20 protein-coding genes, 1 rRNA gene and 1 other RNA gene are annotated in these 20,680 nt (G+C 44.0%); 20 read left to right on the top strand and 2 right to left on the bottom strand.

The window, feature by feature from the left end; genetic code table 11:
- The first annotated feature begins 1 nt into the window (after position 1).
- Positions 2-1,171: a serine hydrolase domain-containing protein gene (locus G343_RS0105350; RefSeq protein ID WP_020007091.1), complete on the top strand. Its 1,170-nt coding sequence runs from the start codon at positions 2-4 to the stop codon at positions 1,169-1,171.
- 205 nt (positions 1,172-1,376) lie between these two features.
- On the opposite strand, the gene G343_RS0105345 is transcribed toward G343_RS0105350, so the two are convergent.
- Complete coding sequence (locus G343_RS0105345; protein WP_020007090.1) at positions 1,377-1,817, bottom strand: Lrp/AsnC family transcriptional regulator; 441 nt, start codon at positions 1,815-1,817, stop codon at positions 1,377-1,379.
- A gap of 118 nt (positions 1,818-1,935) precedes the next feature.
- Between G343_RS0105345 and G343_RS0105340 the strand changes: the two genes are divergently transcribed.
- The 8 genes from G343_RS0105340 (at position 1,936) to G343_RS0105305 (ending at position 9,140) form a co-directional block, all read left to right on the top strand.
- Positions 1,936-2,490, top strand: coding sequence for a cysteine hydrolase family protein (locus G343_RS0105340; RefSeq protein WP_026366282.1), 555 nt, complete (start codon positions 1,936-1,938; stop codon positions 2,488-2,490).
- Between the two features lie 211 nt (positions 2,491-2,701).
- The gene (locus G343_RS0105335) at positions 2,702-3,619 is read left to right on the top strand and encodes a hypothetical protein (protein WP_033426543.1); all 918 of its coding nucleotides are present in this window, start codon (positions 2,702-2,704) and stop codon (positions 3,617-3,619) included.
- A gap of 53 nt (positions 3,620-3,672) precedes the next feature.
- On the top strand, positions 3,673-4,494 hold the full coding sequence (locus tag G343_RS0105330) for a TIM barrel protein (RefSeq protein WP_026366281.1): 822 nt from the start codon (positions 3,673-3,675) through the stop codon (positions 4,492-4,494).
- A gap of 198 nt (positions 4,495-4,692) precedes the next feature.
- Positions 4,693-4,833: a serine hydrolase gene (locus G343_RS15350; protein WP_211211832.1), complete on the top strand. Its 141-nt coding sequence runs from the start codon at positions 4,693-4,695 to the stop codon at positions 4,831-4,833.
- Positions 4,834-4,993: 160 nt separating this feature from the next.
- Positions 4,994-5,512 (top strand): O-acetyl-ADP-ribose deacetylase, encoded by a 519-nt coding sequence (locus tag G343_RS0105320; protein ID WP_020007086.1) that lies wholly within the window; start codon positions 4,994-4,996, stop codon positions 5,510-5,512.
- A 48-nt stretch (positions 5,513-5,560) separates the two neighbouring features.
- Positions 5,561-6,853 (top strand): S8 family peptidase, encoded by a 1,293-nt coding sequence (locus G343_RS0105315; RefSeq protein ID WP_020007085.1) that lies wholly within the window; start codon positions 5,561-5,563, stop codon positions 6,851-6,853.
- A 173-nt stretch (positions 6,854-7,026) separates the two neighbouring features.
- Positions 7,027-8,730, top strand: coding sequence for an ABC-ATPase domain-containing protein (locus tag G343_RS0105310; RefSeq protein WP_020007084.1), 1,704 nt, complete (start codon positions 7,027-7,029; stop codon positions 8,728-8,730).
- A 59-nt stretch (positions 8,731-8,789) separates the two neighbouring features.
- Positions 8,790-9,140 (top strand): DUF2200 domain-containing protein, encoded by a 351-nt coding sequence (locus tag G343_RS0105305; RefSeq protein WP_020007083.1) that lies wholly within the window; start codon positions 8,790-8,792, stop codon positions 9,138-9,140.
- 22 nt (positions 9,141-9,162) lie between these two features.
- Here G343_RS0105305 and G343_RS0105300 read toward each other — a convergent pair whose 3' ends face one another.
- A complete protein-coding gene (locus G343_RS0105300) occupies positions 9,163-10,047 on the bottom strand; it encodes an SAP domain-containing protein (protein ID WP_020007082.1) in 885 nt (294 codons plus the stop codon).
- Between the two features lie 104 nt (positions 10,048-10,151).
- Between G343_RS0105300 and G343_RS0105295 the strand changes: the two genes are divergently transcribed.
- From G343_RS0105295 to G343_RS0105245, 11 genes are all read left to right on the top strand, one after another.
- Positions 10,152-10,553, top strand: a complete 402-nt coding sequence (locus G343_RS0105295; RefSeq protein WP_020007081.1) for a hypothetical protein — start codon at positions 10,152-10,154, stop codon at positions 10,551-10,553.
- Between the two features lie 87 nt (positions 10,554-10,640).
- A complete protein-coding gene (locus G343_RS0105290; protein WP_020007080.1) occupies positions 10,641-11,276 on the top strand; it encodes an NAD(P)H-binding protein in 636 nt (211 codons plus the stop codon).
- Between the two features lie 650 nt (positions 11,277-11,926).
- Positions 11,927-12,871, top strand: a complete 945-nt coding sequence (locus G343_RS14960; RefSeq protein WP_020007078.1) for a carboxypeptidase-like regulatory domain-containing protein — start codon at positions 11,927-11,929, stop codon at positions 12,869-12,871.
- A gap of 154 nt (positions 12,872-13,025) precedes the next feature.
- Positions 13,026-14,483, top strand: a complete 1,458-nt coding sequence (treP, locus tag G343_RS0105275; protein ID WP_020007077.1) for a PTS system trehalose-specific EIIBC component — start codon at positions 13,026-13,028, stop codon at positions 14,481-14,483.
- 24 nt (positions 14,484-14,507) lie between these two features.
- Positions 14,508-16,151 carry an alpha,alpha-phosphotrehalase gene (locus G343_RS0105270; RefSeq protein WP_020007076.1) on the top strand — a complete coding sequence of 548 codons (1,644 nt, stop codon included), beginning with the start codon at positions 14,508-14,510 and terminating at the stop codon, positions 16,149-16,151.
- 63 nt (positions 16,152-16,214) lie between these two features.
- Positions 16,215-16,937 (top strand): trehalose operon repressor, encoded by a 723-nt coding sequence (treR, locus tag G343_RS0105265; RefSeq protein ID WP_245541934.1) that lies wholly within the window; start codon positions 16,215-16,217, stop codon positions 16,935-16,937.
- 47 nt (positions 16,938-16,984) lie between these two features.
- Positions 16,985-17,251, top strand: an RNA gene (gene ffs, locus G343_RS15125) — signal recognition particle sRNA large type.
- A 124-nt stretch (positions 17,252-17,375) separates the two neighbouring features.
- Positions 17,376-19,016, top strand: coding sequence for a DNA polymerase III subunit gamma/tau (gene dnaX, locus G343_RS0105260; RefSeq protein ID WP_020007074.1), 1,641 nt, complete (start codon positions 17,376-17,378; stop codon positions 19,014-19,016).
- Positions 19,017-19,096: 80 nt separating this feature from the next.
- Positions 19,097-19,420 (top strand): YbaB/EbfC family nucleoid-associated protein, encoded by a 324-nt coding sequence (locus G343_RS0105255; protein ID WP_020007073.1) that lies wholly within the window; start codon positions 19,097-19,099, stop codon positions 19,418-19,420.
- Complete coding sequence (recR, locus tag G343_RS0105250; RefSeq protein WP_020007072.1) at positions 19,421-20,017, top strand: recombination mediator RecR; 597 nt, start codon at positions 19,421-19,423, stop codon at positions 20,015-20,017.
- A 521-nt stretch (positions 20,018-20,538) separates the two neighbouring features.
- Positions 20,539-20,680 (top strand): 16S ribosomal RNA (locus G343_RS0105245); the annotation flags it as partial.

Raw genomic sequence — 20,680 nt, 5'->3', positions numbered from 1 at the left:
AATGGGTTTTTACAGACATGCCGATGAAAAAATCGGAACGACGGATAATATTTATAATGGCGATATGTTTCCTGACTTGGCAATCAATACATTTCGCAATATCGAACGTCTTTTCCCAACACGCACAGTACCGGCTTCTTCTGCCCCGATCCCTTTGGAAAAATCACCTCTATCTTTGCAGCCGTTTAAATCACAGATTAAGGATGAAACCACAGCGCTTGCTGACCAGTCTTACGATATTTATGACTACTTAACGCTTAACTCCATTACAGGCATTGTTGTTCTCAAGCAGGGAAAGCTGGTTTACGAAAATTATCTGCATGGCAACGGTCCTGATACGCGATGGATGTCTATGTCAGTGGCGAAATCGATCACTTCTACGCTGGTAGGGCTTGCGGTCAAAGATGGTTATATAGACAGTATAGATGATTTGACAGTGAAGTATGTCCCAAGCCTTAAAGGCAGTGCTTATGAAGGTACAACAGTTCGTCATATCTTAGGAATGAATTCCGGTGTGAAATGGGATGAGACTTACACAAATCCGGATTCGGACCGGCGAAAATTTTTAAGGGCTCAACTTTCGCAAGAGCCCGGATCGTTAATTAAAGTGATGGCAGAGCTTCCCTCCGCAGGAAAGCCAGGAACCATTCACAATTATTCAACAGGCGAAACGACAATAGGGAGTGAAATAGTCATTGGAGCGACCAATAAAAGCTTATCTGCCTATTTATCAGAGAAAATCTGGGAGCCTTACGGTATGGAAAGCAAAGCAGAATGGTGGCTTGACTCTCCTGAAGGTAACGAAATTGGCGGCAGCGGGTTTTCAGCAACATTAAGAGATTATGCACGTTTTGGACAGTTTTTTCTGGAAGAAGGACAGTCAAGAGAAAAATCTGCCTTGCCTGATCAATGGTTCGAGCTGGCAGGTCAGCCGACAACTTTAGATAATGGAGAATTCGTTAATTACGGTATGATGTGGTGGCCTGCCTGGACAGAAAAATCAAAGCAGCATAAAGCGTTTCAGGCCTTTGGAATTCATGGACAGGTCATCCATATCGATCCGTACGAAGAGGTCGTTATAGCTATTTCATCTGCCCGTCCCAAGCCAGCGGGTACACAACCGGTTGACGATATGCTTTTCCTTGAAGACCTGATGGAGAATATAAAATAACACAGGTACAAAAGGAGCTGGTGCAGAAGTTTATAAAGCGATAAAATACTTCAGCATGAACAGTAAAATCTGTACATTTGACTCCTAAAAGGATGCTAAACATACGGATTTTTAGATGAAATATTTTTCTGTCTCGGCCTTTTTAATTGGATCAATTAGAGGGATATAGATCTGCGCTCAGCAGAGTTTTGAATGATGATATATGCTATAAAGCATCCAAAGGATCCTGTTTTTTAATATCATTTATGGACAGGTATAAAGCATAGTTACCATAATTGAGGATTTTGTTCAAAATGTGATTCAGTTGGTCCTGGGAGCTCACTTCCAATTTCAAATGGTAACATCCTTCGCCTGATACACGGTGAGCTTCAATGACCGCTTTACTTTCTTCGATGAAACGTAAAAAAGGTCTGTGGTTTGCAGATTCCATATAAATCACTACAAATGCAGTATATGACAACCCCAGTTTCATTTCGTCCACTATTAGTGAATAGGCTTTAATGATGCCATTTTCTTCAAGCATCTTGATACGGTTGCCAACTGCCTGTCCGGTCATATGGATGCGTTCACCTAAGTCCTTCCACTGCATGCGTGAATTTTTGGACAGCAGGTGCAGTATTTGAAAATCGATATTGTCCAGTTTCATAAGATATTCCTTTCGCGGTGAAATGGATTGCTGTAAAAGTGTTTCATCAAATTATAGATGAAAATCAATGGAACATTTATCATTGAATTATATCAAATTATTATATGAGGTGATATCAATGAATACAGCGTTAATTGTTATAGATATACAGAATGATTACTTTAAAGATGGAAAAATGGAACTGGTTAATCCCGATGCGGCCGCAGATAATGCAGCTCAAATCCTTGAATGGTTCAGGAAAAACAATAAGGAAAATATCTTCCATGTACAGCATATTGCAGCGGACCCGTCTCTGGGTTTCTTTCTCCCGGATACAGAAGGTGCTGAGATCAATGAGATTGTTCAGCCGTTTGACAATGAGTATCTAATCACAAAGAATTTCCCAAACAGCTTTTTGAACACTGAACTGGAGAGTAAGCTGAAGGAAAAAGGTATAGAGAAAGTATACGTTGTGGGTATGATGACCCATATGTGTATCGATGCTACAGTCCGTGCAGCAGTGGATCTGGGGTATGATACCACATTAATCGAAGATGCTTGTGCCACCAGAAGCATCTCTCGTGGAGATGAAACAGTAGACGCCCAGCAAGTACATCATTCATTTGTCGGTGCGCTTGACGGCATGTATGCGGAAATTACCACTGCAGGAGGATTCCTGAAGCAAAACAAATAGCTGATTCAATGGCCGTTGAATTTAAGGAATATTTTGTTCTCAGCGATTTAAATCCGAGTAAACTTAATCCAACTTAATGTCTCCAGATCTGCCGATTTTTTAGCGGTAAATCTGGAGGTTTTTTGCCTGTCATCCAATTAAAAAAATATTCAGATTTTCATAATAGTATTGTATGATAGGTGTAAGTATAAAAAGGGGCAGAGGTGAGTGGATGCGACGCTTATTATGTATAGTGTTGAGCAGTATCATCCTCGTCGGATGCAATCAGGACGGTTCTTCGGAAGAGGAAACAATGAATCAGGATGAGGCATCTGAAGAAAATACAGCGGAAAAAGATAATGTGGAAGAATCATCTGAAGAAGCAGATACACAGGCTGAAAGTGATGGAGCAGGTAACGGTAACACGAATGAATCAGATACTGAAAATGCACCAACGGTGGATTTAATGGATGATATGTCTTTCCTCGAAGGATACTGGATAAACTACAGCGGGGTGGATGATCCGCGCGGACATATGGCGCGGACGGATTACATTCCATATGATCCGGAGAAAGAGTACACTGTTACCGCCTCCTCATATGTTTCGTATTATTATGGTGAAGCGTTTATCAAGACGAATAACTATGGGCACAATACGCCGCTGGTCATAGAAAATGTGCCTGAAGCGGATCGGCTGATTGTCAGTGTGAACCAGGCGGATACAGAGCGTATCAGCTTATATGATGAGGCTCTCGAAGATGCTGAGTCAGGCGAGGAAGCCAATACGACACCTGAAGCACTCGTCGGAGAGGGGAGGCTCGTTGAGGAAAATCTAACCGGACAGATTATGTTTGGTCAGGAATTTCTGGCAGAAGAAAATCTGACGATGGGAGAAAGAATCAATGATGATGGCCGCTTCATTGAAGATGAAGATTATGCAGTTACTGAAGCGCTGGAATATGACCCATCGGCAAGTTATGCCATTACGGTTCCCGCTTATATCAGTTATTACAACGGGAGAAATTTCATCGAAACGGCAGAGATAGAAGACGCCCCGGCATATATCCCGCAAGTAAGCGGGGCAGACTACATCAACATCAGTTTCGAAGAAACGTATATGTACGAGCTGAATGTAATAGAAGCGGAGTAATTGGCTGATTATAAAGTAAAATAAATCAACATTGGGAGGAGCGTGCGCGTAAAATGTCTCATCGTATCGGGCTTTCTGGAAGCGTGATTATGACCGATCCTGAAAAACTCCCCGTTTTATTTGATAAGGCGCATGTAAATCATATTGAGATTGGTGAGTTTCCAACGAAAGCGTCTTTTAATCGTTTCTTAGAACTGTTAAATGATAAGAATGTAACATTTGGTCTGCATTCCCCTTTATATAGAAATCAAAGTAAGTATGATTTGCTGGAAAAAGTTCAATACAATCCTGAACAAGCATGGGAACAGTTTGAATCGGAAGTTAAGCATATGTCCCAATTGAGTGCAGAATATATTTTAGTCCATTTCCCTTATTTTAAGGAAGAAAAAGATATCGATACGGTTGAAATTATTGAGAATGGGCTGAAGAGATTATATTTATTACAAAAAAGATATGCCATAACAATTGTTTGCGAACCCAAGCTGGGTTTTAACCGGTCCTCTTTTGGGATTAGAGCTTTGGATCATTTTCCAGTTGAATTATGGGACAAATATGGCATAAAAATATGTATTGATATTGGAGATTATTTATTAGCAGTTAACGATAAGGCAGCGGCGTATATTGAAAAGTGGCAGAAGTATATAATGGTCGTGCATTTACACAATGTAGCGTTTCATGACGATAAATATATATGGGTGCCTGTTCATCCGACTCAGGAGTTAAACAACGGATATTTTAACCTCAAGGATATCATTTATAAACTGTCGGCTGGTTCGGGTAAGTTTTTTGTTTTTGAACACACACCTCACACAAATCCAACAGAAAAATTCGTCAATGAAGGAATGAACTGGGTGAAAGAGTTAATAAAGGACTGACCAGGTTCTCTCATAAGTGCTGCATAGCGTAAAAGAGGAGAACCATGCTGTGAGGCTGACGCATAATTTGAAAGCGATTTAATACTGTGCGATTCAGCTCTGCGGGGATTCATTCCAACTGTACTCACTTGCAGAGGATATGGTGTTTGAGCGGGGGCCCATCAGTAAATTATTAATATGGGTGAGAGTTTTTCAGTTGTGGGAAGAGGAGAAATAGAGCTGGATAATGATGTCAGATCCTATCTTCCGGAAGATTTTCGCACAGCACTTCAGTATGAAACAGAAATTACAATGTTGAATCTCATGAATCATAATGCAGGATTTGGAATGTTCTTTTAATCTATTTTGATCTGTATCAATTCTGGCTGGTGTGATCTGTATCCTATTGGATAAATCCGATTCAATAGACAGCAGCTGACAGACTTTGAAATATGCTGTGTTTGAACGATGAATTTTTTCGATGAGAGCGGGTATACATGCTAATGAGAGGAGTGATACAATGCTTCAAACTCAATTGGGCGATATAACAAAAGTGGAAGGTATGGAGGCCGTTGTCAATGCGGCGAATAAAAGCCTGCTTGGCGGAGGCGGCGTTGACGGTGCCATCCATAAGGCTGCCGGACCCGGTTTACTGGAAGAGACCCGGGCACTTGGCGGTTGTGAAACCGGGGACGCAAAAATATCTGGCGCATATGATTTACCGGTGGATTATGTCATTCATACAGTCGGCCCTGTCTGGAACGGCGGCACCAATAATGAAGAGGAGTTATTGGCCGGCTGTTACCGCCGGTCGCTGGAAGTTGCGATGGAAAACGATGTTCGCAAACTCGCCTTCCCTTCTATTTCCACAGGCGTGTATCATTTTCCTGTTGATAAAGCTGCATCGATTGCGGTCGATACGGTCAGGGCGGTCACTAACGATAATCCAGATGCTTTTGATTCCATCATGTGGGTATTATTTGATGAGAAGACAAAAGCGTCTTATGATGCAGCGATCAATAATATCCAATACGAATGATTGTACTGAGAAAATTGTCGAAATCTCCATCCGATGAGGAGGCAAAAAATGAGTAACAGAAAAAACGTATGGTTTGAAGATGCCGGACGGAAACTGGACCCTGGTTTAGTTGAACAATTGCGTATTAATCGCAGACACGACCCGGATGACACAAGTAATACAGAGATACCGGTGATTGTTTATTACAAGAAGAACTGTGAGAAAGCTTCAAAAGATGACCTGATTCAGACTTGTAATATCGATACCCATAACAAGCTGGACAAAGAGCTGCGTACCATAAATGGTATTCGCGGCCATCTGACCCCGGGCATGATTAAGCAGATCAAAGATCATGAAGCGGTCGACCGTGTTTATCACGACCGTGTTGTCACCGCCTTTCTGGATATCGCCAGTGAACACACAGGTGCCACAGCCATTCATGAAACATATAATTTAACCGGCAGCGGAGTGACCATTGCTGTGATTGATACAGGTGTTCACCCGCACCAGGATCTGGCGGAGCGGATCACGGGTTTTTATGATTTAGTGAATGGTCGGAGCGAGCCCTATGATGATAATGGGCATGGCACCCATTGTGCAGGCGATGCTGCAGGCAATGGGGAGTTGTCTGACGGACAGTATGCCGGTCCGGCGCCAGGGGCGTCTATTGTCGGTGTTAAAGCCCTGGATGAAGAGGGCGGCGGACGGTTATCAAACATTATCGAAGGAATCGAATGGTGTGTCGATCACAGAGCGGAATATGATATTAATATCATTTCTCTTTCGCTTGGCAGTGCCGCCTCTGAATCTTTCAGGGATGACCCGTTGGCACTGGCCGCCCGTGAAGCATGGCATCAGGGCATCGTTGTCTGTGCTGCGGCAGGGAATGATGGACCACAACGTTCCACAATAGGCACACCGGCGATTGATCCGTTTATCATCACAGTCGGTGCTACAGCAGACCAGGATACTGTGGATAGAAGCGATGATGTCATAGCGGAGTATTCCAGCAGAGGCCCGACGGTTGACGCCTTGGAAAAACCTGATGTTTATGCCCCGGGGACCAATATCATTGCGCCTTTGGCGCCGGATTCTGCACTTGAGAGCCAGTTATCAGAACAGGTGATTGATGAAAACTATGTACAGTTATCCGGTACCTCTATGGCGACTCCGATTTGCGCCGGTATCATTGCCTTAATACTGGAAGCGGACGGCGACCTGAGCCCGAATGATATAAAAGCGATTCTTAAAGTCACTTCTGAGCCAACGCTTGATGATGTATGGGGATATATTCATGGAATAGATGCGTTGGAGCGGGCACAAAATTATGGGATAACGGTATCTTCAGACACAGGACAGTAAATTAAATGTCCATTGGCCGGGAATCGATTCCCGGCCAATGAGTATGTAAAAATACATGGGCGCAGAAATGAGTGAGGGAAGAGTTTCATTGAGCCGGGAAGTATGCTATTTTTTGCAATAGCGAATTTTTTTGACATAAAGATAATTAGAAGTATTGAAAAGGAGATTTTTAGATGAAAAGCGCTGAAGCATTCGATCAACTGCTGAATTCCCTGGACGGACAGAAATATGGGATGTACAAACAGATTAAAGGCATATATGACTTTGGAAAGTTTCGGCTTGCCGTTGATCATGTCCAGGTTGATCCCTATGCGCCGCCTTCCAAAATGCGCGTCATCATGGCTCGTGAGACTGCCGGTATACCTGAAGAATGGCTGGATTCTAAAAGCAAAACGATTGCTGTTGCTGATTTTCTGACACGTGCTTTCTGGAAAAGTATCCAGCAGGTGAATAAAAAGTCCAAAGGCTCGGGAACGAACGGCAAGATTTTCATCGACCGCTGCGGCCAGGAAATAATGGAGCGGACGTCTGTCGTGATCGGTGAGAAGGATATCGAGGTGCGGATTGAAGTGGGACTGCCCGCTGCCGGCAGAAAAATTCTTGGCAAGGCGGCCGCCCATATATTCCAGGATATGCTGCCGGAGGCTGCCCGGCAGTCGCTGCTGTATCGTAACCTGGATCAGGAATCCATGAAAAATCAGGTGATCTTGATGCTGGATCAGGATCATATTCTTAAAGAACTGAAAGACCGCAATCTGGTTGCCTTCGTCGCCAATGGTGCCGTACTGCCGCGGGAGAGCGGTGTATCCGACAGACCCTTGAAGGATGCAGTACCTTTTCAAAGTCCGAAAAGCCGTGAAATAGAGATTGAACTGCCAAGTGGCAGAACCGTTGCGGGCATGGGGATTCCGGAAGGGATCTCACTGATTGTCGGCGGCGGGTATCACGGGAAATCCACGTTGCTCGAAGCTTTGGAACTCGGCGTTTATCACCATATTCCTGCTGACGGCCGGGAAATGGTCCTCACTCGTCAGGATGCAGTGAAAATCCGTGCCGAAGACGGACGCAGTGTTGAAAAAGTGAACATTGGACCGTTCATCAACAATCTCCCGGGCGGCAAGGATACACGCAAATTTTCAACGGAAAATGCCAGCGGCAGCACATCGCAGGCGACGAACGTGATGGAGGCACTGGAAGCGGAATCTTCTCTGATGCTCATTGATGAGGATACATCCGCCACCAATTTCATGATCCGTGACGGTCGTATGCAGAAGCTGATTGCGCCAGATAAGGAACCAATTACACCGTTTGCGGATAAAATCAAACCATTGTATGACACATTAGGGATCTCTACGATACTCATCGTGGGCGGTTCCGGAGACTACTTTGAAGCCGCGGATCATGTGCTCATGATGGATGAGTACAGATTGAAGGACGTCACGGAAGACGCCAAGGCAATCGCCTATTCAGACGGCTATAGAAGAGCCGATACCTCCCATAGGGAATTCGGTGATCTGCCGACGAGGATGCCGATGAAAGAGAGTTTTTCAAAATCCGGCAAAGACGGGCGGCTGAAAGCCAAAGGTAAGCATACGATTCTGTATGGCCGGGAGTCCATCGACATCTCCGGTCTGGAGCAGCTGACAGATACCAGTCAGACGAACGCCATCACAGCGATGATCGATTACTTCAAGGATGAAGTGCTGGACGAGAAGCGCACGTTATCGCAAGCCGCAGACCGCGTATATGAAAAGATTGAATCCTCCGGACTCGACGGTATTTCACCCCACAGCGGGCATCCGGGTAATATGGCGCTGCCCAGAAAGCAGGAATTCTGTGCCGCTATCAACAGATACAGAGGATTGAAGATGAAATGACGGTTCATTCTTAACTTTGAAACAATCGGGTTAAAAATTAAATGGAAAGAGGTTCTGACTTGGTCAAACATAAAATCTATACGATGAATGTTGCTAAAGTTTACCCCCATTACGTAAAGAAAGCAGAGAAAAAAGGGCGGACGAAAACTGAAGTTGATGAAATCATCTGCTGGCTGACAGGATACAGCCAGGAAGAGTTAGAAACACAACTGGAGAAAGGAACGGATTTTGAGACTTTCTTTGCAGAAGCGCCTCAGATGAATCCTTCTCGGACGATGATTAAAGGTGTGATCTGCGGTGTGCGGGTGGAAGATATCGAAGAACCGACGATGCAGGAAATCCGCTATCTGGATAAGCTGATTGATGAGCTGGCAAAGGGAAAAACGCTGGATAAAGTGTTGCGGAGATGACCTCTTTTCATATAGAAAATTTTCATTCATCCAGTAATCTTCTCAGTTTACTCTCAGCTTCGTTATCTTCCATTATATAATCAACGATGAATTTTGCAGCCATTTTTCGCTGTTCATATGAATAAGGCAAGTTTTCAGTATCATCGACCAACGACTGATTCAGTCCATAGGGTGTCATTTGATTTGTCTTCAATAGAACCCTGTACTTTTCAGCGGTGAAATTATCGATATTGAAGTGGCTGCCGGGCATGATAGATTTATATTTGTGATAATTCGTCATTGATTGAAGTATGATCAGCATGGTGAAGTTGTTGAGATAATATATCGAGCTGTTCAAGTCATTCAGCTGCTGCAGATAGAAATGGGACAGCAGTTGAAAGGATTTGATGGCACGGTACTTGTTGGGAGTGCGGAGGCTCTCTTCAGCATCCGCCGCCAGTATGCCGGCAGCCACTTCATTTGATGTTCGATCCGGATGGGTGAGGTAGTATTCATATGCTTCGTAGATGCTGATATGTCCATTGAAATGAAAATAATTGATGAACTCAGTGTCTTTAAGGAAAGCGTCATAATCACTTTTGACAGTATATACAGGTTTTAGATCCGCCAGGTTCAAATCAATTAAATGCCGGTTCTCTATGGCCCTTTCAACCAACTTGCCCTTGGTCCCCGAGACTTTCATCCCGCTGTGTCTCAACAGCGTTTTTAATTCGGGGACCTTCAATTTCCATAAGGTAACTGATAGATCATTGTTTTCAAAAATTACGCCTTTATCCAGCAGGCTTCTAATTAGATCTGCCGCTTTTACTGAATATTGAGTCAACCAGAAGTTATACTGTGTGGCTTCCTCGTGAATTCTGCCGTGAACAAAATGCAGGTAAAGGACTTCAACAGCATTTAATCCCATGATTCTCCCATCCTTCTCCCATCCTTCTCCATTTGATGATATACACATTTTTGTTTATTATAATCAATAAGTAATATTAATAAAATCCAAATCATAAGGGAGTGATGTGTATCGGACTGTTCGATTTTTTCAAAAAAGACGCGGGGCCGGAGGATACAGCATCAGGAGAAAAGTACTGGTCGCTGACGACTAATGAAGGTGAAGTTAGAGAACCGGCGTGGGAACAGGTGGAGGAAGCCGTACAACATGCCTGGCCGGATGAACAAATTTTTGCTTCTCTGGGTTGCATGAACGCTGATTTGGAGATTGAGATCATCCAGGTAATAGGTATGGACGATGGCAGTTACTGGATAGAAGCCCTGCCTCCAAAGGGGTCATATGATTATGGTAAAATTTTCGTCAATAATACCGGGTTGAATTATGATGACACAATCAAGCGGGTTAAGGAATTTTATGACCATCAAAGCGTTGCGGATTACAGGAGCTGGGATACTGAAACCATTTGACATTTGTAATATGCATTTAAAACAGAATACTTTAGACTTATCCGTCCGCCTCCTAGACTGAAGATAAAGGACGAGGTGAGTCATAATATGAATATTTTAATTTTAGGCGCGGCCGGACAGATTTCCAGTTTTCTTATTCCCACAATATTGGATGAGATGCCCGAAGCGGAACTAAAATTATTCGCAAGAAATGCCCATAAACGTTTGAGCAATGCGAATGACAACGTGACATTGGTTGACGGTGATTTTAATGAAACGGATAAACTCGTGCAGTCCATGCAGGGCGTGGACGTGGTATATCTTAATGATATGATGGGGACAAAAGAGACGGAATCTGTAGTATCAGCGATGGAACGTGCGGGCATGAAGCGTCTCATTGGTGCGACGGTGCTGGGGTTATATGACGAGGTCGGCGGTGCTTTCGGCCGCTGGAATGATCGTATGATCGGCGGTATCCTGCAGACATTCAAAGCACCTGCAGCGGCGGTTGAGCATGCCGATCTGGATTACACGCTGCTCCGGCTGACATGGCTGTATGATCAGGCTGGCAATGAGGATTATATGCTGACAGTCAAGGGCGAACCGTTTGTCGGAGCTCAGGTAACACGTCAGGCCGTCGTCCGTCTGGTCATGAACCTGCTGAAAGATAATACGCTGTACATCCGTGAAAGTCTGGGCGTCAGTGAGCCAGATACGGATTGGGAGAAACCGTCGTTTTATTAGCCAGAATCAGTGCGGACTTTCTGTGCGGCCTCAGGATGAATTGTAAGGAGAAAGTGGGGCTGGGATGTAACTCTATAAAAAGATATAATATCGAATAATGAATAGTAAAACCCGTGCGTGAGACTCCGAGGGGAATCGCATCAGCGTGAGACTACAGGTTCACGCGATGCCCCCACGGATTGTAAACGTACGGGTTTTAAATTAAAAGATACTTAATGTCCCATCCCCGCTTCTTAAAATAAATACGGTATTGTATTTAGCACGTCCTTTGCAAAAAGATAAATCAATGTAAATAATCCACTGCCAAAAAAAGCGATCACAACTATTTTTAAAAAAGATAATGAATCAAATAATGATTTGAGCTTATACATATTTACCTCTCTTTTATAGTATTTTTTAACACCTGACTGATAGCTGTCCCTGCCTATTATGGCATTCTAAGATAGCCAACAGCTACAGTTAATAATATCTTGATTAAATTGTTTGTGTGTAAAATAGTTCATTATGGATTCTATTTTATAAATTTTGCAACAGCCCCTTTCCTCAGCAACCTCAGTATGAATGGTTAAGACGCCATTAAAACTTTGATGGTAATATGGGTTTATATTCAAAAATCTGGTATATTAAAAGAAAAGATCTAGGAGGCTGTCATGAGAAATATCATCAAATGGCTGACTTTGGTTTCAGTATGCCTGATTTTGGTTCCGGGTCTGACTGTCTCGGCTGTAACAAATGAGACGAGTTTTGAAGACTCAGATGAACCGGTTGAAGAAAATTCTCAGGAGTTATCAGAAGAATCGTCACAGGAGTTTACGAATGAAAATGTCCCCCCTCAAAATGAGCAGCCTCAATATGAAGAAACGACTGAAGAACCTTATACATATTATGAAGAAACGACTGAAGAACCTTATACGTACTATGAGGAAACGACTGAAGAACCTTATACGTACTATGAGGAAACCACTGAGGAATATTATTACGAACCGGCAGAGGAGGAAACTGTTGAGGTGAATACTGAGGAGTCTACCGAGGAGGTTACAGAGGAATACACCGAAGAATATACTGAGGAAATAACCGAAGAAGTAACAGAAGAGACTGTGGAAGAAATGACTGAGGAAGAGTCGAGGGACATTGTAATCAATCAAGAAGAGACGCAGTCTTTTTCTGTCACAGGCGAAGTGCTGAAGGATAATGAAGGTGTTGAAGATGTGACTGTGGCATTGACGGGCGATGCCAAAGATCAGGCCGCAACTGGTGAAGACGGTACGTTTGAATTCACTGGTGTGTCTCCCGGGGAATACACACTGCAGATTGATGTGCCGGAAGATTACACAGCCCAACAGTCCTCTTTTGATATCACAGTTGAAGACCGCGGCAAGCGCGGGATTACTTTTGTGTTGGCGGACGCACCCGTAGAGGAGAGTGTGGAGCCAACCGGAGAAGATAATTCTGAAACTGTGGAAGCATCTAATCAGATAAAAGCTGATCAGAATGAAAATAATGAAAACATGACGATGTCATTGATACTGGCCGGTGCAGTGTTAGTAGCACTTGTCGTTATGATCATTTTCATCCGGTCATTGAGAAAATATTAGGCGGCTTCAGGTGAGTCTGGCATAAGATGTCAGGCTTTTTATTTTGTCTGAAAATATAAATAAAGTTTAATTTTACTCTTTTTGAAAGCCTTTACATTTCTGTCTATACATGCTATAGTTACGGCGATATTTAAATAAAAGGGGTGTGGGGAGAATGGCGGTCAATCGTGATGAAGTCAAGGAAATTATTGAGGCGCTCGGCGGTGAGGAAAATGTCGATGCAGCTACACACTGCGTAACGAGGTTGCGCCTTGCATTGAATGATGATTCCAAAGTTGACAAGAAAAAATTGGATTCCATCGACCTGGTTAAAGGGTCCTTTGCAGCCAACAACCAATTCCAGGTGGTCATTGGTCAGGGCACTGTTGATGAAGCTTTTAAAATATTCGAGGAAGAGACCGGAAAAGGCGGCGGATCCGGATCGAAGGAGGAAGTGAAACAGGCTGCCGCACAGAAGATGAACCCGCTTCAACGGTTCATCAAAATGCTTGGTGACATCTTCATCCCGATTCTGCCTGCGATTGTTACAGCAGGACTTCTGCTTGGGATTAACAACTTGTTAACCGTCGAAGGGCTGTTTTGGGAATCGGAGTCGGTGATTTCGATGTTCCCGGGTGTTGAAGGAATAGCCAGCATGATCAACTTCATCGCTGTCGCGCCTTTCATCTTCCTGCCGGTGCTGATCGGCTGGTCGGCGATGCGGGTGTTCGGCGGTTCTCCGCTCCTTGGTATCGCACTAGGGGTGGCCTTGTGTCACCCGGATCTCGCCAGTCAGTCCGGACTATTCGATACTGAAGCGGGTGAACTTGCGGATATTCCGACATGGAATGTATTTGGGTTTGAAATTGAACAGCTCAACTATCAGGGTCAAGTGCTGCCGGTACTGGTTGCTGCATGGCTGCTTGCCAAGGTGGAAATATTTCTGAATAAACGGGTACATGATATGTTTAAACTGCTTGTCGTGGCTCCGGTTTCTCTATTAGTCGTGGGTATTTTAACTTATACGATTATCGGACCGATCACCCTTTACGGCAGCGGACTGATATCAGACAGTATCGTCTGGTTATTTGAAACAGCTGGCGTTATCGGCGGTTTTGTTTATGGATTGTTCTACGCCCCGCTTGTTATCACGGGACTGCATCATATGTTTCTGGCGATGGACCTTCAGCTCATCGGTACAACCGGCGGCACATACCTGTGGCCAATCCTCGCAATTTCAAATATCGCGCAAGGTTCGGCAGCATTCGGGGCATGGATGGTATATCGCCGTCAGCAAAAGAAAAAGGAGGAAGGTCTTGCAATGACCTCCGGTATTTCCGGGTGGCTCGGTGTCACTGAACCTGCCATGTTCGGTGTGAATCTGCCGCTTAAATACCCGTTTGTCGCGGCGATTATTACGACTTCTGTGGTCGGTGCAATTTTTGGTTTGAATGGCCTCACAGCCGCCAGTGTGGGTGTTGGCGGTGTGCCGGGGGTCATATCGATTACAGAAGGATTCTGGCTGCTGTTTGCACTCGGTATGCTGATCGCTATCGTCGTACCATTTGTGCTTACACTCATCTTCTCAAGATTTGTTAAAGAGGAAGCGAAAGAAATGGTAGATGTGGATTAATCATACAATAAAGGAGTTTTTACGTTGGCATCCAATGACTGGAGAAAATCAGTGGTTTATCAGATTTATCCGAAATCATTCAATGATACTTCCGGAAGCGGCCAGGGCGATATCAGGGGTGTGATAGAGAAGCTGGATTATATCCGGTTCCTTGGGGCAGATTATATATGGCTGACACCTATATACGAATCACCAATGTATGATAATGGTTATGATATCAGCAACTATTATGAAGTAAATCCTCAGTTCGGTACGAAAGACGATCTCAGGGAATTGCTCGATAAAGCACATGATGCCGGTATCCGAGTGATGATGGATATTGTCATCAACCATACTTCCACCGCCCATCAATGGTTTGTCGAATCCAGCAGTTCTAAGGATAACGCGTACCGGGATTATTATATATGGAAAGATGGCACATATGATGTTCCGCCAACCAACTGGGAATCAAAATTCGGCGGCAGTGCATGGGAATACGATGATGATTCCAATCAATACTACCTCAGCCTGTTCGATGTGACCCAGGCTGATTTAAACTGGGAAAATGAAGATATGCGTCAAAAGATATACGAAATGATCAACTATTGGATTGATTTTGGTGTGGATGGCTTCCGCTTTGATGTCATCAATCTGATTTCAAAAGGCGGATTCAAAGATTCTGACGGTGAAGGCAAAGAATTCTATACCGACGGACCGAAAGTTCATGAGTATATTCATGAACTGAACCGCCACACGTTCGGCGGCAGGGATATTATGACTGTCGGGGAAATGTCTTCGACGACGATTGATCACTGCTTGAAATACACGCATCCCGACCGCAATGAGCTAAATTCAGTGTTTAATTTTCATCATTTGAAGGTGGACTATCCCGGCGGTGAAAAATGGACACTCGCAGCGTTTGATTTTATCAAATTGAAACGGATACTGATGGAGTGGCAGGTAGCGATGGATGAAGGAAACGGCTGGAATGCGATTTTCTGGTGCAACCATGATCAGCCCCGCGTTGTTTCCAGGTTCGGCAAAGATGATACGGAAGAAAATCGGGTCAAAAGCGCTAAGATGCTTGCCATCGCCCTGCATGGTCTAAAAGGCACACCTTATATATACCAGGGCGAAGAAATCGGCATGCCGAATCCTAAATATGAACGCATTGACCAGTATAAGGATGTTGAAAGTCTGAATGCCTTCGACACCATGAGGGAAAAAGGGCTGGATGCCAGAATGGTGCTCGATATTCTGGGGGCTAAATCCAGAGATAACAGCAGATCTCCGATGCAGTGGGATAGCAGCCGCTACGGAGGATTCACTGAAGGGGAGCCTTGGATTTCTGTTGGCAAGGATTACGAAAAAATCAATGCAGCCCAGGCGCTTGAAGATAAAAATTCTGTATTCTACACATATAAAAAATTAATAGAATTGAGGCATCACTACGACATACTGACTTATGGTGACGTCAAGCCCTATCTCCTCGATGATGACCATCTGTTTGTATATGAGCGCAATTATTCTGAGGAAACGATTACGGTCATTGCTAACTTCAGAGATGTAAAAGTTCCATACCCGCAGGGTGTCAATACAGAAGGGGAAGTGCTCATTTCAAATTATGATGATAAAGTGGCCGGTCTCAGGCCCTTTGAAACCATGATGTTATATAGACAAAACCGCTGAAAAACGGTAAGCTGTATGTAATTTCAATACAAGTTAGAAAGCGTCAGGGTGAAGCGGATGAATATGAACAAATACAACCAAATCTATCAGGAATTATCCAGCGATATCGCCGGTGGCAAGTATAAAAAAGAGGATGTCCTGCCGTCTGAACATCGTTTGGTGGAAATGTTCGACGTTTCAAGAGAAACGGTGAGAAAGGCGCTGGATCTCCTTCAGGAAAATGGCTACATTCAGAAGATGAAAGGTAAGGGGTCAGTAATTATCTATAATCCTTCGATGGATTTTACTGTCTCCCATCTGACCAGTTTTAAGGAAATACAGCAGCTGAAGACGAAAAGCTACGAAACCAAAGTGATCGAGCTGGAAAAATACGATGCAGAAGAATTCCCGAATGTAATGGAAAAACTGAAAATAGAACCGGAGGAAAGAATATGGCGGCTGGTCAGACAGAGGATCTTTTCAGGTATGACTCAGATTGTTGATACCGATTTTTTTATCGTGGATATGATGCCTGGACTGAACAAAAAGGTTGCGGAAGACTCGATATACGAATATATTGAGCAGAAGCTCGGTTTGGTGATTGCCTATTCCCATAAAGAAATTACATTTGATCCGATGTCGGATGGAGAAATTGAGCTGTTTAATACAGCCCATCTGCCCTATGCGGCAACGGTCCGCTCAGTCGTCCACCTGAATGATGCCAGACCATTCCAGTACAACGTGTCAAAACATCTGGCCACTGAGTTTAAGTTTGTGGACTTCTCCAGACGATTCCATGGGGATTAATAAATTTACCTTGCATTGATTGACCTATTTTGATATTATGTAGTGTGCCGTGCTAAGTGGGGAGGTAGCGGTGCCCTGCACCTGCAATCCGCTCAAGCAGGACTGAATTCCGTTTCTGAGGGCTTTTGATGTGAGGACTGCCTCAAAATCACCGGTGTTGATATTCCGGTCCTATGCAATAGAACGTCATGAATTATGTCAGGTCCGGAAGGAAGCAGCATTAAGTGGCTTATTCTATGTGCCGTAGGGCTGCCGGAATTGAGCTGGTGCTTTGAGTAACGCTTGTTTTGATTGCTCAAGGAAACGGTGCACGGTTTACATATATTGGTGACTGTATCTTCGGATACGGTCATTTTTTTATTGTTTAAGTTATTAGGGTCATTTTAAGACCTGTGATATAATAATGGAACAAATAATCATGTACGGAGGTGCTGTTGAATGGAATATCAGGCTTTATACCGGGCGTTCAGACCACAGGCCTTCCAGGATGTGGTTGGACAAAAGCACGTGACCAAAACATTGCGCAATGCAATTATCAGGGATAAGGAATCACATGCATATCTGTTCAACGGCCCTCGTGGAACAGGTAAAACAAGTATCGCAAAAATTTTCGCCAAAGCACTCAATTGCCGGTTCAGTTCAGAGGGTGAACCCTGCAATGAATGTGACCTCTGCATAAGCATTACTGAAGGTTCAGCCAACGATATGATAGAAATCGATGCGGCAAGTAATAACGGAGTAGATGAAATCAGGAACCTGCGGGAGAAAGTGAAATATGCCCCATCGGAAATGCGATATAAAGTATATATCATCGATGAAGTGCATATGCTGACAACAGGTGCTTTCAACGCACTGTTAAAGACACTTGAGGAGCCGCCCGGCCATGCGGTTTTTATACTGGCGACAACAGAACCTCATAAAATACCGGCAACGATCATTTCCCGTACACAGAGATTTGATTTCAAGGCGATTGAGCTGAATGAAATAGTGGAGCGATTGAAATATGTAGCGGATTCAGAGAGTATTGAACATGAAGAAGATGCCATCGAGTATATTGCACGTACCTCCGAAGGGGGCATGCGTGATGCGCTGAGTATCATGGATCAGGTCATTGCTTACAGCAATGATGTTATTACTCTGGATGACGCGGTTATGATTACAGGCGGCATTAAATCAGAAGAGCTGGACAGTTGGCTGAAGCTCATTGAACAGAAAGATTCGAGAGAAGCATTTATCATGTATCACCGGTTCATTGATGAAGGGAAAGACCCGACGCGACTGATTCACGAGCTTGTTTATCATATCAGGGACATCATTTTGATGAAACACTCAGGGGAGGCAGATGAAAATGTTGCCTTCTACCACACAGAAGATAAGGTGCTGTATGAAATGATCGACGTGCTGAATGATGCGATGGTCATGATGAGGTTCTCTGTCAATACCAGCGTTCATCTGGAAGTTGTGATTGTAAAACTCATTCAGGTACTCAACAGACATGACCGGATATCTGAAGCGCCTGCGGTCGATCTCTCCCATATAGAACAAAAATTAACAGAGCTTGAAAAACGTTTGTCCAGCCAGCCGCAGTCTGCACCTGCTGCAGAAGAGAAACCACAGCCTGCAAGCGCAGATACAAAAGGGTTCTCTCTGCGTCAGATTGAAAAAGTGCTTGATAGAGCGAATAAGGAAGACCTGGTAAAACTCAAAGATGCCTGGCCGAAAGTCTACCAGCATGTTGAAGAGAAAGGCTATCATTCACTCAGGTCCCTGATCAGAGATTCAGAACCGGTGGCTGCCAGTGATACGCATGTACTTTTAAAATTTCAAAATGACCTTCACAGTGATCTGATCAACAAAGACGAGAAAAAACGCGAGGAACTGGAAGGGTTAATTCCTTCTATTATTGATAAGGAAGTTAAAGTTGTCGGTGTACCGGATTCCAGCTGGCTGCAGGTAAGACATGATTATATCCAGGAAAAAAAGGCAGGCAAGGATAAACAGGAGGGGGCTTCCGATGAAAAAAAGCCTTCGGAAGTCGCTAAGGAAATTTTCGGTAATGATATAGTAGAAACACGATGATGATATCTGTTTATAAAACAGAGATTATCGTATATAATATGTAGATGATTATATAAACTGAAATTTGGAGGAGAATATATATGGCAGGCGGAATGAACAATATGCAGGGCATGATGAAACAGATGCAGAAGATGCAGAAGAAAATGCAGGAAGAGCAGGAAAAACTCAAAGAAGAACAAGTGGAGGGTGCTGCAGGCGGCGGCATGGTAAAAGTGACTGTTTCGGGTCATAAAGAAGTGTTGGATGTGGCAGTGCAGGAAGAAGTCGTAGACCCTGAGGATATCGACATGCTGCAGGATCTTATCGTTGCCGCAACAAACGAAGCGTTGACGAAAGCGGACGAACTTTCAAGTGAGCGTCTTGGACAGCATACTAAAGGCATGAACATCCCAGGTATGATGTAGATGCATTATCCAGAACCAATATCCAAGCTGATAGACAGCTTCATGAAATTGCCGGGTATCGGGCCGAAGACAGCCCAGCGCCTGGCATTTTATGTTCTTAATATGAAAGAAGATGATGTGGTTAACTTCTCAAGGAGTCTGATGGAAGTTAAACGTGACCTTCAGTTCTGTTCAGTGTGCGGTCATATTACAGATATAGATCCCTGCTATATATGCAGTGATAAGAACAGGGACAGAAGTGTTATCTGCGTAGTCCAAGATACGAAAGACGTCATCGCAATGGAAAAGATGCGTGAATACCAAGGGCTGTATCATGTGCTCCATGGTGCGATCAGCCCGATGGACGGGATAGGACCGGAAGATATCAATGTTGCCCCGTTGATAGAAAGATTGAAGGATGAGGAGGTTAAAGAAATCATATTGGCGACCAATCCAAACATAGAGGGTGAATCGACAGCGATGTATATATCAAGACTGGTAAAACCGATCGGCATAAAATCCACACGGCTGGCAAGCGGCCTCCCGGTCGGAGGCGATTTGGAATATGCTGATGAGGTTACGCTCTCAAAGGCCATCGAATACCGGACAGAGTTATAGTCCGGGAAGGCGTGTGGAACCCGGTTTTGAAGCAGCGGTCGGCACACTGTTTGATCTGACCGTTGTTTTTTAAAAGCGTTTAAAAAATGTTGCCTGCTATGTTATAGACTGCCCTTGAAAGGGTATAGATTGAATGCCTGATAATATGTGCCATTCATTCTTACAAAATTTAACGCAGTTTGATGCCCGGCACACAGCGGTATAAAGATAAAAATGATAATTTCTAAGTACTTTTTTTAAAAAAGTGCTTGCAAAGATATTTTAAAACGTGTATAGTATTTTCTTGTCGGACGAAATAAAAGTCCACACAACAAAAGCCGCTTTAAATGTTAATCATTGTGAAAAAGATGTTGCATCGATTTCTGTCCTGTGATACAATATTTAAAGCAGTCGAAAAAACAGAGAACATTGAAAACTGAATGACAATATGTCAACGTTAATTCCGAAGAAACGGGATGAGGAATCATCCCGAAATTGAGGCGGACAATAGAAACGCAATCGAGCTTAAGATAAGCTTTCCAATCATGGAGAGTTTGATCCTGGCTCAGGATGAACGCTGGCGGCGTGCCTAATACATGCAAGTCGCACGCGGCCCTGGGGTGCTTGCACCCCGGCGGTCGAGTGGCGGACGGGTGAGTAACACGTAGGCAACCTGCCCCGCAG

This window comes from Salinicoccus albus DSM 19776, assembly GCF_000385175.1.
Lineage (GTDB): Bacteria > Bacillota > Bacilli > Staphylococcales > Salinicoccaceae > Salinicoccus > Salinicoccus albus.
The sequence above is the reverse complement of the archived record's forward strand: the minus strand, read 5'-3'. Positions and strand labels throughout refer to the sequence as shown.

Excerpts from the sequence above, each read along its gene's own strand:
- G343_RS0105350 (WP_020007091.1), top strand. The coding sequence starts at position 2 with ATGGGTTTTTACAGACATGCCGATGAAAAAATCGGAACGACGGATAAT.
- G343_RS0105345 (WP_020007090.1), bottom strand. The coding sequence starts at position 1,817 with ATGAAACTGGACAATATCGATTTTCAAATACTGCACCTGCTGTCCAAA.
- G343_RS0105340 (WP_026366282.1), top strand. The coding sequence starts at position 1,936 with ATGAATACAGCGTTAATTGTTATAGATATACAGAATGATTACTTTAAA.
- G343_RS0105335 (WP_033426543.1), top strand. The coding sequence starts at position 2,702 with ATGCGACGCTTATTATGTATAGTGTTGAGCAGTATCATCCTCGTCGGA.
- G343_RS0105330 (WP_026366281.1), top strand. The coding sequence starts at position 3,673 with ATGTCTCATCGTATCGGGCTTTCTGGAAGCGTGATTATGACCGATCCT.
- G343_RS0105320 (WP_020007086.1), top strand. The coding sequence starts at position 4,994 with ATGCTTCAAACTCAATTGGGCGATATAACAAAAGTGGAAGGTATGGAG.
- G343_RS0105315 (WP_020007085.1), top strand. The coding sequence starts at position 5,561 with ATGAGTAACAGAAAAAACGTATGGTTTGAAGATGCCGGACGGAAACTG.
- G343_RS0105310 (WP_020007084.1), top strand. The coding sequence starts at position 7,027 with ATGAAAAGCGCTGAAGCATTCGATCAACTGCTGAATTCCCTGGACGGA.
- G343_RS0105300 (WP_020007082.1), bottom strand. The coding sequence starts at position 10,047 with ATGGGATTAAATGCTGTTGAAGTCCTTTACCTGCATTTTGTTCACGGC.
- G343_RS0105295 (WP_020007081.1), top strand. The coding sequence starts at position 10,152 with ATGTGTATCGGACTGTTCGATTTTTTCAAAAAAGACGCGGGGCCGGAG.
- G343_RS0105290 (WP_020007080.1), top strand. The coding sequence starts at position 10,641 with ATGAATATTTTAATTTTAGGCGCGGCCGGACAGATTTCCAGTTTTCTT.
- G343_RS14960 (WP_020007078.1), top strand. The coding sequence starts at position 11,927 with ATGAGAAATATCATCAAATGGCTGACTTTGGTTTCAGTATGCCTGATT.
- treP (WP_020007077.1), top strand. The coding sequence starts at position 13,026 with ATGGCGGTCAATCGTGATGAAGTCAAGGAAATTATTGAGGCGCTCGGC.
- treR (WP_245541934.1), top strand. The coding sequence starts at position 16,215 with ATGAACAAATACAACCAAATCTATCAGGAATTATCCAGCGATATCGCC.
- dnaX (WP_020007074.1), top strand. The coding sequence starts at position 17,376 with ATGGAATATCAGGCTTTATACCGGGCGTTCAGACCACAGGCCTTCCAG.
- G343_RS0105255 (WP_020007073.1), top strand. The coding sequence starts at position 19,097 with ATGGCAGGCGGAATGAACAATATGCAGGGCATGATGAAACAGATGCAG.
- recR (WP_020007072.1), top strand. The coding sequence starts at position 19,421 with ATGCATTATCCAGAACCAATATCCAAGCTGATAGACAGCTTCATGAAA.